Source organism: Tritonibacter scottomollicae (assembly GCF_032924845.1).
Taxonomy (GTDB): domain Bacteria; phylum Pseudomonadota; class Alphaproteobacteria; order Rhodobacterales; family Rhodobacteraceae; genus Epibacterium; species Epibacterium scottomollicae.
In genome coordinates, this window is the sequence record NZ_CP136704.1 from 3,524,267 (window position 1) to 3,537,506 (window position 13,240).

Genomic DNA, 13,240 nt, shown 5'->3' on the forward strand with positions numbered 1-13,240 from the left:
GCCCTCATCGCATGTGGCATCGCCTGGCTCCGTGATCAGACCGGATCACGCCAGATGACTGACCAGACCTCCGACGCCATCCTCGCCCGCATGATGGCGCTGCATCCCAAGATCATCGACCTGACGCTCGACCGGGTCTGGCGCCTGCTGGCGGCCCTGGACAACCCGCAGGACAAGCTGCCGCCGGTGGTCCATGTCGCCGGCACCAATGGCAAGGGCTCCACCCAGGCGATGATCCGCGCCGGGCTTGAGGGCTGGGGCAAATCCGTGCACGCCTATACCTCGCCGCATTTGGCGCGCTTTCACGAACGCATTCGTTTGGCGGGCGATCTGATCTCCGAGGATCACCTGACGCAGGTGCTGGACGAGTGCTACAGCGCCAATGGCGACGAGACGATCACCTATTTCGAGATCACCACCGTGGCGGGGCTGCTGGCGTTTTCGCGGAGCTCTGCGGATTACACCCTGCTGGAGGTTGGCCTTGGCGGGCGGCTCGACGCCACCAATGTCATCACGCCCGAAGTCTCGGTGATTACGCCGATTTCCATCGACCATGAACAATTCCTTGGCAACACGCTGGCCAAGATCGCAGGCGAGAAGGCGGGCATCATCAAGCGCGGCGTGCCGGTGGTGGTCGGCCCGCAACCCGACGAGGCGATGGAGGTCATCGAAGACACCGCCCTGCGCCTGGGGGCGCCGGTGATTGCCTATGGTCAGCACTGGCATGTCCATGAGGAACGTGGCCGTCTGGTCTATCAGGACGAACGCGGTCTGCTGGATCTGCCACTTCCCGCATTGATGGGCGCGCACCAAGTGCAGAACGCGGGGGCAGCGCTCGCAGTGCTGCGTCACCTCGGCGCGAATGAGGCCGCCTGCGAGGCTGCGATGACCGGCGCCGAATGGCCCGCCCGCATGCAACGCCTCAAAACCGGTCCGCTGGTCGAGGCCGCAGGCGCGGCAGAGCTATGGCTCGATGGCGGTCACAACGCCGCCGCCGGGATTGCGCTCGCCGATGTGCTGGCCAAGCTGCCCAAACGTCCGACGCATCTGATCTGCGGCATGCTCAACACCAAGGATGTGACCGGCTATATGCGCCCCCTTGCAGCCCAGGCCGACAGTCTGACCGCAGTGTCGATCCCCGGCGAAGCGGCGACGCTCAGCGCGGCAGACACCGCGGCTGCGGCGGCCTCCGTGGGGCTTGCGGCACAGGAGGCCGAGAGCGTTGCGGCGGCGCTGGACGCGATCCTGGCCCGTGATCCCGATTGCCGAGTGCTGATCTGCGGCTCGCTCTATCTCGCGGGCAATATCCTGCGCGAAAACGGCTAGGATCCGCCACCCCTTCATCTTTTCGGAAATACCTCGGGGGAGGCCCAAAGGGCCGGGGGCAGCGCCCCCAGCTCCGGCTTCAATCCCCGCGCCCCCAGTCCTTGTCCTGCATTTCCCGCAGGCGCGAGGCGGTGCGTTCAAATTCAAAGGCGCCGTCGCCCTCCATATAGAGGTACTCCGGCTCTGCCGCTGCCGAGCAAATGAGCCGCACGCGCGCCTCGTAGAGGGCGTCGATCAGGGTCACGAACCGCTTGGCCTCGTTGAAGTTATTACGCCCGAGGCTGGGGATGTTCTCCAGCACCAGAACCTTTACCGCATCGGCCACGGCAAGGTAGTCGCCCGGGCCCAGCATGGTGCCGCAGAGGTCGTAGAATGTCGCCCGCGCCACCCCGTTGCGATAGGCGGGCAGGGTGACCTCGCGGCCCTTCACAGTCAGGACCAACGGCTCCGCCGCACCGCCGGTGAGATCGCGCCAGATCTCTTCCATCTCGGCGCGGGTGTCGGCGTTCAGCGGCGTGAAATAGACCCGAGAGCCGGTCAGACGGTCCTGGCGGTAGTCCTTCGGGCTGACCATTTCGTGCACCTGCATCTTCTCCTTGATGAGGTCGATGAAGGGCAGGAACAGCTGCCGGTTCAGCCCGTTCTTGTAAAGATCATCGGGCACCCGGTTGGAAGTGGTCACCACCACGACGCCAGCCTCGAACAGCGCCTCGAACAAGCGGCCGACGATCATCGCATCGGTGATATCGGTGATCTGCATCTCATCAAACGCCAACAAGCGCACCGAGGCCACCACATCTGCCACCACCGGCGCCAGCGCATCCTCGGTGCCGGCCTCACGGGCGAGGTGCATCTTGGCGTGGATTTCCTGCATGAAGGCATGAAAATGCACCCGGCGGCTGGGAATATCGTCGAGGCTCTCGACAAAGAGATCCATCAGCATCGACTTGCCACGCCCGACGCCGCCCCAGAGATAGAGCCCTTTGACCTCTTCCCTGACCGCCTTGCGGAACAGGCCGCGCTTGACCGGCTCGGCGCGCAGGCCTTCGGCGATGCGGTCAAACTCCGGCAGGACCGCCTCTTGCGCTGGGTCCGGCTGGATCTGCCCGGCGTCGACGCGGGCCTGATAGAGGTCAGTCATATGTGTCATGGTCCAGCCATAGCGGGATGATTTTGCAAAGGAAAGCGGCACGGGCACGGCGAGCGCGCCTGAGTGTTCAATTTTTCTGATGTATGCACACAAAACTCCTGAATTGACGGCCCCTGCCGGATCGCCACACTGTCGCGCAACAAGAACCGGAGACCGCCATGGACCGCCCCGCCCCCCTGTTCACGCCCGTCCTTTTGGTGGGCTGCCTGATCATCATGGTCAGCTTTGCCGTGCGCGCCTCCTTTGGGGTGTTCCAGATCCCGATCGCCGAGGATTTCGGCTGGTTGCGCAGTGAATTCTCCCTCGCCATTGCCATCCAGAACCTCGCCTGGGGCATCGGTCAGCCGATCTTTGGCGCCATCGCCGAGAAGATCGGCGACCGCAAGGCGATCATCATCGGCGCGGTGATCTATGCCGCCGGTCTGGTGCTCAGCTCCGGCGCCACCACCCCGTTTGAGATGCAGAGCTACGAATGGCTGGTGGGCTTTGGCGTTGCGGGCACCGGCTTTGGCGTGGTGCTTGCGGTGGTGGGCCGTGCCAGCTCGGACGAGAACCGCTCTATGTCGCTGGCGATCGTCACCGCGGCAGGCTCGGCGGGGCAGATCTTTGGCGCGCCGACGGCGGAATATCTGCTGGGGCTGATGTCCTGGCAATCGGTGTTCCTGGTCTTTGCCGGCGTGGTGTTGGCGCTGATCCTGTCGCTGCCGCTGATGCGCGCGCCGGTTTCTGCCGGCAAGGCGGAACTGGAAGAGAGCATGGGCGCGATCCTGAAGAAGGCCTTTCGCGATCCGTCTTACACGCTGATTTTCCTCGGATTTTTCTCTTGCGGCTATCAGCTGGCCTTTGTCACCGCGCATTTTCCGGCCTTTGTGACGGAGATGTGCGGCCCGATCATGCCGGGCGGTATGCTGCATGGGCTGGGGATCACCACCACCTCGGCGCTGGGGGCGGTGTCGATCTCGCTCATCGGCTTGGCCAATGTGGGCGGCACGCTGCTGGCAGGCTGGGCGGGCAAGCATTATTCCAAGAAATACCTGCTGGCGGGGATCTATACTGCGCGCACCATTGTGGCGGGGGCCTTCATCCTGCTGCCGATCACGCCGTTGTCGGTGATTATCTTCTCGGTTGCGATGGGATCATTGTGGCTGGCGACGGTGCCACTGACCTCTGGCCTTGTGGCGCATATCTATGGGTTGCGCTACATGGGCACGCTCTATGGTATCGTCTTCCTCAGCCACCAGATCGGCGGCTTCCTCGGCGTGTGGTTGGGCGGTCGGATGTATGACATCTACGGCGATTACACCATGGTGTGGTGGATCGGTGTGGGCGTCGGCGCCTTCAGCGCCATCGTGCATCTGCCGGTGCGCGAACGCCCCTTGCCGGTGGCCCCGGCGGTCTGAGCGTCAGCCGGGGCAAGCGGATGGCGCAGCCCGTGCAGCTTAGTGCAGACCGTGACGGATGTTGTCGGAGATGATCCGCGCCACCTCCTGAGGGTGGGTGTAGACCACGCCATGTCCGGCGCCTTCAACCACGTCCTGCTTGGCGGAACGGTTGATCTCCGCCAGCCGCCCGATCACATGGCCGGGGATGATCCGATCCGCGCCGCCCCAGATTGCCAGGACCGGCAGGCCCTGAAGATGAAACAGCCGGTGCTCGGGGCCAAAATCATCACGCAGGATGCCGCGCATGGCCGCCAGGTTGGAGGGAAAAAAGCCCCGCCGCCGGGTCTGCGCCACCTGCGCACGGGTGACGTCGGGCGGGGTATCGCTGTCTGTCAGATGACTGCGAAGGTAGCGCCGCGCCGCCATCGGATAGGTCCAGCGCAGGAACAGGTCGCGCAGGCCGGGGCGGTGCTCCATGAAGCTCGCGACCGGAGACGTCGGGGAATGCAGCCCGACCGAGGCGATCAGGATCAGCTGGCGCACCCGTGGCAAGTTCTCGGCGGCAAAGGAGGTGGCGATGCATCCTCCGGCGGAATAACCAATAAGGGTGAAGTCCTCCACCACGCCCTCATGCGCCAGCAGATCCTGCAGTTGCTGGTGAAAGAAGGCGCGGTCCTGCGGTCCTGTCACATGGTCCGACAGCCCGCGCCCGTAGAGATCATAGAGCAGCACACGGTATCCGGTTTTTGCCAGTTCCTCGGCCAGTGGCACCAGCCCTTCTGACGGGGTGGTGATGCCATGCACGCAGACCGCAACCGGACCGCGTTCTGGTCCGATCCAGTAGAAATGGGTCATCCCCTCGCTCAGCTCAGCAAAGCTGCCACGGGCAAAGCGGCGCATCGACTCTGTCATTGGGCTGCGCAGGGTTTCCTGTACCGAGGGCAGGAACAACAGGCTCAGGAGCAGAAGGCCAATGACCGGCAGCCAGATCATTCACTTTGGGTCCAGAGATCCAGAATATGACGGCTGACCATCAGGTCGAGATGCGCACCGCCGCCGTTCTTGAACAGGGTGATCGCCTGCGGATCATAGGCCGGGAATTGCGCGATGTTGTAGAAATCCGCCAGCACATCGGATCGCTGCAACGTTCCGGTGGCCAGGGGGATTTTGAACTCACCGATATGGTCCAGCGTGGTGTCGAAACTGTCGCAATAGATCTGGGACTTTGCCAGCGCCGCATCGTCGGCCTCGCGCATGTCGGGTCGATAGGCGCCAATCATGTTGAGGTGTTGGCCGGGCCGCAGCCACTCGCCGCGGATCACCGGTTTGGTAGACATGGTACAGGTCAGGATAATGTCGGCGGCCGACACAGCCTGCGGCAGATCGGTGGCGACCGCGGTGCCGGGGTGGTCCGCCGCCAGCGCCTCGGCCTTGGCGGTGGTGCGGTTCCACACGCGGATCTGCGCGTCGGGCCAGACGGCCGAGAAGGCTTCGATCAGGGTGCCCGCAACCGTGCCGGCGCCGACAATCAAGATTTCTTTCGCGTCCGGATTGGCCAGACGACGCGCGCCCAGCAGGCTGTCTCCGGCGGTTTTCCACTTGGTGACCAGATGGAAATCCACCAGCGCTTCCAGCAGGCCGTTGGTGTCGTTGAACAGGCTCACGCCGCCGTTCACCACCGGCAGATTGCGATCCGGGTTGCCGGGGAAGATCATCGCGGTCTTGACGGCGATGCCCAGCCCGTCGATCCAGGCAGACCGCGACAGCAGCGTATCGTCGCCCCGGTAGAGAAACGTGTCGTCGACCTTTGCCTTGGGATGGTTGTGCCCCTCGGCAAGCGCATCACTCAGCGTGACCCAGTCCAGCAAGGCCTCTCCTTGGTCGAATTCAATGTTGGTCAGGCTCATTGCGCTTCCTCTTCAGTCAATAGCCCCTCTGCAACCAACCGCGCGGCCCAGGTTTCGGGCTGGTCGAACAGATGGGTTTTCCAGCCGCGCACGGCGGCGGCGGTGATATTTTCGGGTCGGTCGTCGGTGAACAGCAGCTCATCGGGGCGGCGCCCGGTGCCCTGTTCCAGCTGCGCATAGATCTCCGCATCCGGCTTGATGCAGCGCAGATGGGCGGAGACAAAGGCCTGATCGAATTCGCGCAGGAACGGATAATGCGTCTGCGCGATCACGAAGGTCTCCGCACCGAAATTTGTCAGCGCATAGACCGGCACGCCCTTGGCCTTCAGCGCCCGCAGCAAGCGCACCGAATGGGGGATTTCCGGGCTGGCCATCTTGATCCAGCTGTCGTGCCAGTGGCGGATTTCCTCGGCCCAGTCGGGATGTTTGTCGGCAAGGCCATAGATCGTCTCGCGGAACGGGTGGCCACGGTCGACGTCGAGGTTGGCGCCATGCAGATCGACCTCCTTGAACAGGGCGGTGCGGCGCGGCTCGCCAATGAGGCGGTCGTAAAAACGCTCCGGCTCCCATTCGAGTAGAACGCGACCGATATCAAAGACGACGGCGGTGATGGACATAAGGGCAGGCCTTTCTAGCCGGAGGAACGGGGCCGCGGACGTGGCGGCGGGCCGGGGGTGCGGGTTTCACGCCAGAGAGAAACAAGACCGGCGCCGATAATCAAGGCCGAGCCGAGCCAGACGGACTGATCCGGCCATTCTGCAAACACCAGAACCCCCCAGACCACAGCCAGCGGCATGGCGATATATTCAAAAGGTGCCACCAGCCCGGCCTCGCACATGCGATAGGCTTGACCAACCAGATAGCCCCCGATTGCGCCGGACACCCCGGCAATGGCAAAAATGCCCCACTCAAAGCCCTCGGGCCAGGCCCAGGGCTTGAGTACCACATCCGTAAGCGGTGCGCCGGTGGCCCAATTGCCATGACCGAAGATCAGGCCGGCGAGAGCGCTGATGATGAGAAACCCGAGGGTGGGATAGAACGACAGCGTTGCCGCCTTGTCAGATCCACCGGCGCGTCGGGTCAGGATATGCAGCGTCGCATAGCCACAGGAGCCGAAGAAGGGCAGCAGCGCATAGGGCTGAAACGCGTCCATGCCGGGTTTGACGATCACCAGGATGCCACTGAACCCCACAATAACGGCGCCCCAACGCCAGGGTCCGACGCGTTCCTTCAGAAACAGGACGGAGAGGATGGTGACGATCAGTGGTGTGGCAAAGGCAATGGCCACCGCTTCGGCCAGGGGCAAGACCGCAAGACCGGAGAAAAAGGAGATATTGGCAAAGGCCACAGCGGCGATCCGCATCAGGTGCAACCGCGTGTTGCGTGTCCGCAGGATGCGATAGCCGCCCTCCAGCGGGATGATGATCGCCAGCAGCAGGGCCAGCGCCACAACAGAGCGGAAGAACACCACCTGGTAGAGCGGATAATCGTCGGAGAGGAACTTGAAGGTCACATCAATCACGGAGAAGGCGACGGCGGCGCCAATCGCGGCGAGGATGCCGAGAACATTCGAATTGATCAGTGCTGTACGCATCGGTGTGTGCCTCCCCGGCGGTTGTCGCGCATGGTCAAGCACAGGGCAACGAGAATGCGGCACAGGTACAATTTCGCAAGATGTACCAATCGGTCAGAGTGGAGTGCGTGGCAAAGGGGGAGGGCTCCCGCCCGTCGGCCCTGTGCCGAAGGCACAGGTATGCCGGTTTGGGGGTGGCACCGCGCGCCCGTGGGGCGCGCGGTGCGGCCTTCCGCCCCTGACCGGGGCGGAAGGCCTGGCCCAACGCAACCAGGGGGGCTTGCCGCAGGGCAAGGCACCCGTTGGGGCGGGAGCGCCCCCGTCTCGCCTGCACCCGGTGTTGCATGCGGGCCGTGCGCACTGGTTGCGAAATCCTGAGACAGGTTGGTTAGGCTGTAGTGGATCGCGATCATCTGCCGGGCGTAAAATACTCGGCAACACACCAGGAACCGGCTCCCCCGCGTTGGGGGGCAGTGCAGAGATAACGTTGAGCACGCGGGGGGATACCCCCGGTCACCTCCGCCCCTGTGGCGGCGCCGCCATCCTTATCGGACAGTAGACCTTAGATGATCCCTTGCTTGCCATTGGGGATCAGCACCCCGGATCGAAGCGGGGATGAGAGATCCAACCGGGGCGCTTTGGCGTGATCCCGGCGTTTGGCGTGGCGATCTGGGCTTATGTCAGACCAAAAACTTCATATTCGCGCGGAATGTGCTCGGTCGCATGCCACCAGTCCGATGCCCGGGAGCGGGTCTGGTGAAGGTCAAACGCCGCCGGACCCGTGAAACATTCCTCGACGCTCCAGATCAGCGGATCGTCTGTCTGTCGCACCTCGAAAGAGACGCAGCCGGGCTCGTTCCGCGTCAGGCGGATATGTTCGGGCAGCTCGGCTTTGATCAGCGCGACATCCGCAGGGGTTGCGCAGATCATCCGCCCGCTCAGGCGCACCGCATCGTCTGAAGTGCTTTCTGTCATGTCAGTCATTGCTCTTCACCCTTTCGCCGCGCGGATTTCCCGCTCAAGCGAGTCCAGGAACCGTGAGCGGTCCGCCTTGGAAAACCCCTTGCCGCCGCCTGCCATGCCAAGCGGGTTGGCGGCGCGCAGATCCGCCATCAGGTCGCGCATTGCCAACTGCTGGCCGATATTGGCCTCAGTGAACCGCTCACCGTTGTGGCGCAGCACCCTGGCGCCGGCCTCGATGCATTTTGCGGCCAGGGGGATGTCGCCGGTCACCACGATATCGCCGGGGCCACAGCGCTCGGCGATCCACATGTCGGCTACATCGGCGCCCGCATCGACGATGACATTCTCCACCAGCGGGTTCTGCGAGGGACGCAAGCCACCGTTGGAGACCACGAACATCCGCAGTTTGTGGCGGCTGGCCACGCGCTCCGCCTCGGCCTTCACCGGGCAGGCATCCGCATCGATATAGAGCGCGCTCACTTTGTGGCCTTGTCCTTGCCGGTCTCGCCATCCGCCTTATCGGCTTTGGCCTCGGCCGTCTTGGCGGGGGCTTTCTTGGGCTTGGCGGGCTTCTTGTCCTTGTAGGCCTCCGGGATCGGCATCCGGTTGAAGGCGTCCAGCCCGGCGATCTTGTAGGCCTCGGCCAGGGTCGGGTAGTTGAAGGTGTTCTGCACGAAGTAATCCACCGTGCCCTTGAGGTTCAGAACCGCCTGGGCGATGTGGATCAGCTCGGTGGCGCCCTCGCCGACGATCTGCACCCCCAGCACCCGGCGGGTCTTGAGCGAGAACAGCATCTTCAGCATGCCGTGCTCCAGCCCCATGATATGCCCGCGCGAGGTTTCGCGGAACCGCGCGATGCCGACCTCGTAAGGCACGCCGCGCTCGTTCAGCTCCTCTTCGGACATGCCGCAGGTGGACATTTCCGGCACCGAGTAGATGCCATAGGGAAACCAGGGGCTTTCGGGCACCGTGGGCACTTCCATCGCGTGACAGGCGGCGACGCGGCCCTGCTGCAGCGAGGTGGAGGCCAGCGACGGATGGCCGATCACATCGCCGGTGGCGTAGATATGGGACACTTTGGTCTGATAGGTCTTGCGCTCCACCTCCAGACGGCCGCGATGATCGGTCTCCAGCCCCACGGCCTTGAGGTTCAGCCGATCCGTATTGCCCATGCGCCCGGCGGCAAACAGCAGCATCTCGCCACGGATATGGCGGCCATTGTCCAGCGTCACCTCGATATGGCTGCCCTCGTCCTCGATGCTCTCGATGGGAGAGCCGAGCCGCAGATCGACGCCGTTTTCGCGGATCTGATGGGTGAACTCCTGGATCAGGGTGCGGTCGATGAAATCAAGGAAGGTGTCGCGCGGCTCGATCAGCGTGACCCGCACATCTAGGGCTGAGAACATGGTGGCATATTCCACCCCGATCACCCCGGCGCCCACCACGATCAGCGAGCGCGGGATTTCCCCCATCTCGAGGAACTCGTCCCCGTCCACCACGGTGGTGCCGTTGAAGGGCACGGTGTCGGGGCGATAGGTGCGGGTGCCGGTGGCAATCAGGAATTTCTCGCCGGTGACGCGGGTGGTGTCGCCTGCCTCGACCTCAACCTCGACCTCGTTGGGGCCAGTGAAATGCGCCATGCCGGCCAGCATATCCACGTGGTTGCGGTTGAACTGATGTTCCAGCACGTCGACCTCGTGGTCGAGCGTCATGTGCAGGCGCGCCTTCAGGTCATCGGCCTTGATCTGGTCCTTCACCCGGTAGGCGCGGCCATAGAAACTGCGCTCGCGCCAGCCGGTGAGGTTCAGCACGGTTTCGCGCAGTGTCTTTGATGGCACCGTGCCGGTGTGGACCGACACCCCGCCCAAGCGATCCTTGCGGTCGATCACCAGCACGCGGCGCTTGAGCTTGGCGGCCTGAATGGCGGCGGTCCGGCCGGAGGGGCCGGAACCGATGACGATCAGATCATAGTCGAACTTGGAACGGGTCGCGGTCATGGTGTTACTCCCGGTAGAGGGCGTCGGCGTGGAAGGAGACATGCTCCTCCATGAAGGTGGAGACGAAGAAATAGCTGTGGTCATAGCCCTTCTGCATCCGCAGGCTGGCCTCTTGGCGGCGCTCCGCGATGGCACTCGCCAGCGCTTCGGTCTTCAGCAGATCGCCGAACTGGTCCGCCGTGCCTGTGTCGATCAGAACGGGGCCGTCAAAGCCCACGTCGCGCATCATGAGCGCGGCGTCATGCTTGGTCCAGAGGCTCTCGTCCGCGCCGAGATAGGCGCCCAGCTGCTTGCGGCCCCAATCGGAGGCGGTGGGGTTGCAGATCGGCGCAAAGGCCGAGACCGAGCGGAACCGCCCCGGCAGGTTCATCGCCAGCGTCAGCGCGCCGTGGCCGCCCATGGAGTGGCCGGTGATGCCTTGCCGGGCCATGTCGAGGTTGAAGTTCTCCGCCAGCAGCGCCGGCAGCTCCTCGGCCACGTAGTCCCACATCTGGAAATGCGGCGCCCACGGATCCTGAGTGGCATTGACATAAAAGCCCGCGCCCTGTCCCAGATCATAGGCCTCGTCATTGGCAACCCCCTCGCCGCGCGGGCTGGTGTCGGGAAAGACCATGGCGATGCCCTGCTCGGCGCACCAGGCCTGCGCGCCCGCCTTGGTCATTGCGTTTTCATGGGTGCAGGTGAGGCCGGAGAGATACCACAAGAGCGGCACCGGACCGTCGGTGGCCTCTTCCGGCAGGAACAGGCCAAAGGTCATGTCGCAGTTGGTGGCGGAACTGGCGTGGCGGTAGACACCCTGAATGCCGCCAAAGGCCCGGTTCTCGGCCAGGGTTTCCATCGAAGTTGCCATCGAAGACCTCCATAAATCGGTGTTGGCTCATCGCTAACCGGATGGGGCGTATTAATCCAGTGCTGGGGCGTCGTCTTGACCCCTTTTTGCGCCGGAAGGTTTCAATTGGCTGAAGATCGCATTTTTCAAATGGTTGGGTTGGTGTGTAGGGCAGCACCTGAGCTTGGGGAGGCGTGAAGCGCCTTCCCGGGGGAAGGTCAGGCGCTGTCCGGCCATACGGCCGAACTCATAACAGCGTATTGGCCCAGGCGATCACCAGCGGCACCGACACGATCGACACCACAGTGGAGATCAGGATCGCTGCCGAGGCGCGTTGCGGTGCGACGCCGTAGTGCTGCGCCAGCATGTAGACATTGCCCGCCACCGGCAGCGCGGCGGCAGAAATCGCCACCGCTGCAGAAAACGGCGCAACCGGCATCAGCCACAACACGCCCGCCGCCACGCCCAAGGGATGCAACACCAGCTTGGCAAACGAGAGCCAGCCCGCGACCTCCACCCGTTCGGCGGATTTCGAAGCCAGCGACGCGCCAATGGCAAACAACGCGCCGGGGGTGGCCGCGCCGCCCAGGATCGCAAGGAAATCATTCATCGGCGTCGGGATCGGCACCTGTCCGGCAGACCATGCAAGCCCCGCCACAATGGCCAGGATCATCGGGTTCTTCAGCAGCCCCACGCCGACCAGTCGCAGCGTTGCAAGGCTCAGACCCGCACCGCGATGGATATTGATCAGCACCACGATCAGCGAGGAAAACACCACCAGATCCACCGTGAGCACAAGCATCATCGGTCCCACGGAAGCCTCACCAAAGAGGATCACCATCATCGGAATGCCAAGAAAGCCGACATTGCCGATCGCCGCGCATTGGGCCTCTACTGCGGCGGTCGATATATCCTGTCGCCGCAGCATCGCCACAACGGTCGCCACCGCATAAACCCCAAGCGTGCCTGCAAGGTAGCCGAGGATCAGGTTGGGATCGAAAATCTCCGCCACCGACAGGTTCGCGGCAAAGCGGAAAATCATCGCCGACAGTGGAAAGAAGAACACGAACTTGGTCAGGAACGCGGTGGCTTCTTCGGTGAAAAAGCGCGTGCGCCCGGCCCAGTAGCCCAGGCCGATGATTGCAAAGAACGGAAGTGTGCGAAAGAAAATCTCGGCCATTTCCAGAATTGGTAACCTGAACTGACCAGAAGAAAAAGGCTTTTTGCCTGCGCTCTGCACGCATGAACACGGCACTGTCGCTTTCCTGCTGTCAGCTTGTGCGTTAATGCTGGTCCATTGCACGGATCGGGGCTTGGGACGGCCTCGAAGGCGTGCAACTGGACTGGAGTGTATGTGTCACGCAGCCCGCATGAGTGGGCAAGGGACGGCCCCGGCTGCGTGCAAGGAGGATGGACAAGGTGATGAACCAAAGCGCAACCGCCGTGCGCAGGGGCCGGAAATTCGATCAAGTGCTGGAGGGGGCCCGCAAGGTCTTCATGGCAGATGGGTTCGAAGGCGCAAGTGTCGATGACATTGCCCGCGCGGCAGAGGTCTCCAAGGCCACGCTCTACAGTTATTTCCCCGACAAGAGGCTGTTGTTCATGGAGGTGGCGCGCAGCGAATGCGCCCGTCATGCAACACGGCAGCTGGACATCCCCGAAGGCTCCGGGCCGCGTCAGGTGTTGACGCAGCTGGCACGCCATATCCTGTCGGTCATCCTGTCCGAGGTGGGGCAGAAGATCTATCGCATCTGCGTGGCAGAGACCGAGCGGTTTCCCGATCTGGGCCGAGAATTCTTCGCCAGCGGCCCACAGGTGGAGCGTGACAAGCTCAAGGACTACCTGCGGGCGGCGGTGGCGCGCGGCGAGCTGGAGATCGAGGATTTCGACATGGCCGCCGAGCAATGGATGGCGCTGTTGCGCGCGGATCTGTTCCCGCGTCTGATCTTCAATCTGCGCGACGGTGTTGAGGAGGCCGAGATCGACCGGGTTGCCGACGCGACCGTCGATATGTTCCTCGCGCGCTATGGCGCCTCGTCGTCCGGTTAAAGCCTGGTTGAGACCGCAGGTCGCAATCCCGGCGTCATCTGGCTTCGGGGCCGAGGGGGCGATC

Annotated in this window: 13 protein-coding genes; 3 read left to right on the forward strand and 10 right to left on the reverse strand. The window is 63.5% G+C overall.

The features are described from left to right. Positions 1–54: 54 nt before the first annotated feature. Complete coding sequence (locus R1T40_RS17395; protein ID WP_317385019.1) at positions 55–1,326, forward strand: bifunctional folylpolyglutamate synthase/dihydrofolate synthase; 1,272 nt, start codon at positions 55–57, stop codon at positions 1,324–1,326. Between the two features lie 79 nt (positions 1,327–1,405). Here R1T40_RS17395 and zapE read toward each other — a convergent pair whose 3' ends face one another. Continuing rightward, positions 1,406–2,476 carry a cell division protein ZapE gene (zapE, locus tag R1T40_RS17400; protein ID WP_317385020.1) on the reverse strand — a complete coding sequence of 357 codons (1,071 nt, stop codon included), beginning with the start codon at positions 2,474–2,476 and terminating at the stop codon, positions 1,406–1,408. Positions 2,477–2,634: 158 nt separating this feature from the next. On the opposite strand from zapE, the gene R1T40_RS17405 reads away from it, so the two are divergent. Then, on the forward strand, positions 2,635–3,876 hold the full coding sequence (locus R1T40_RS17405; protein ID WP_106164345.1) for an MFS transporter: 1,242 nt from the start codon (positions 2,635–2,637) through the stop codon (positions 3,874–3,876). A 39-nt stretch (positions 3,877–3,915) separates the two neighbouring features. Here the strand turns inward: R1T40_RS17405 and R1T40_RS17410 are convergent, their stop codons facing one another. From R1T40_RS17410 to R1T40_RS17450, 9 genes are all read right to left on the reverse strand, one after another. Continuing rightward, positions 3,916–4,851: an alpha/beta fold hydrolase gene (locus tag R1T40_RS17410; protein ID WP_317385021.1), complete on the reverse strand. Its 936-nt coding sequence runs from the start codon at positions 4,849–4,851 to the stop codon at positions 3,916–3,918. Then, the gene (locus tag R1T40_RS17415) at positions 4,848–5,765 is read right to left on the reverse strand and encodes an ornithine cyclodeaminase family protein (protein ID WP_317385022.1); all 918 of its coding nucleotides are present in this window, start codon (positions 5,763–5,765) and stop codon (positions 4,848–4,850) included. Before R1T40_RS17415 ends, R1T40_RS17410 begins: the two co-directional genes overlap by 4 nt. Beyond that, positions 5,762–6,382, reverse strand: a complete 621-nt coding sequence (locus tag R1T40_RS17420) for an HAD family hydrolase (protein WP_317385023.1) — start codon at positions 6,380–6,382, stop codon at positions 5,762–5,764. The genes R1T40_RS17415 and R1T40_RS17420 overlap by 4 nt, the downstream gene beginning before the upstream one ends. 14 nt (positions 6,383–6,396) lie before the next feature. Beyond that, positions 6,397–7,359 carry a DMT family transporter gene (locus tag R1T40_RS17425; protein WP_317385024.1) on the reverse strand — a complete coding sequence of 321 codons (963 nt, stop codon included), beginning with the start codon at positions 7,357–7,359 and terminating at the stop codon, positions 6,397–6,399. 654 nt (positions 7,360–8,013) lie between these two features. Beyond that, a complete protein-coding gene (locus R1T40_RS17430) occupies positions 8,014–8,322 on the reverse strand; it encodes a putative quinol monooxygenase (RefSeq protein WP_317385025.1) in 309 nt (102 codons plus the stop codon). A gap of 6 nt (positions 8,323–8,328) precedes the next feature. Continuing rightward, entirely contained in the window at positions 8,329–8,781 is a 453-nt protein-coding gene (locus R1T40_RS17435; RefSeq protein ID WP_106164340.1) for a YaiI/YqxD family protein, read from the reverse strand. Then, the gene (gene sthA / locus R1T40_RS17440; RefSeq protein ID WP_317385026.1) at positions 8,778–10,298 is read right to left on the reverse strand and encodes a Si-specific NAD(P)(+) transhydrogenase; all 1,521 of its coding nucleotides are present in this window, start codon (positions 10,296–10,298) and stop codon (positions 8,778–8,780) included. The genes R1T40_RS17435 and sthA overlap by 4 nt, the downstream gene beginning before the upstream one ends. Before the next feature lie 4 nt (positions 10,299–10,302). Continuing rightward, complete coding sequence (gene fghA, locus R1T40_RS17445; RefSeq protein ID WP_317386996.1) at positions 10,303–11,136, reverse strand: S-formylglutathione hydrolase; 834 nt, start codon at positions 11,134–11,136, stop codon at positions 10,303–10,305. Between the two features lie 238 nt (positions 11,137–11,374). Beyond that, positions 11,375–12,307, reverse strand: a complete 933-nt coding sequence (locus tag R1T40_RS17450) for an AEC family transporter (protein ID WP_106164338.1) — start codon at positions 12,305–12,307, stop codon at positions 11,375–11,377. Positions 12,308–12,549: 242 nt separating this feature from the next. Here R1T40_RS17450 and R1T40_RS17455 point away from each other — a divergent pair, with 242 nt between their 5' ends. Further along, a complete protein-coding gene (locus R1T40_RS17455; protein WP_317385027.1) occupies positions 12,550–13,176 on the forward strand; it encodes a TetR/AcrR family transcriptional regulator in 627 nt (208 codons plus the stop codon). Positions 13,177–13,240 lie beyond the last annotated feature (64 nt).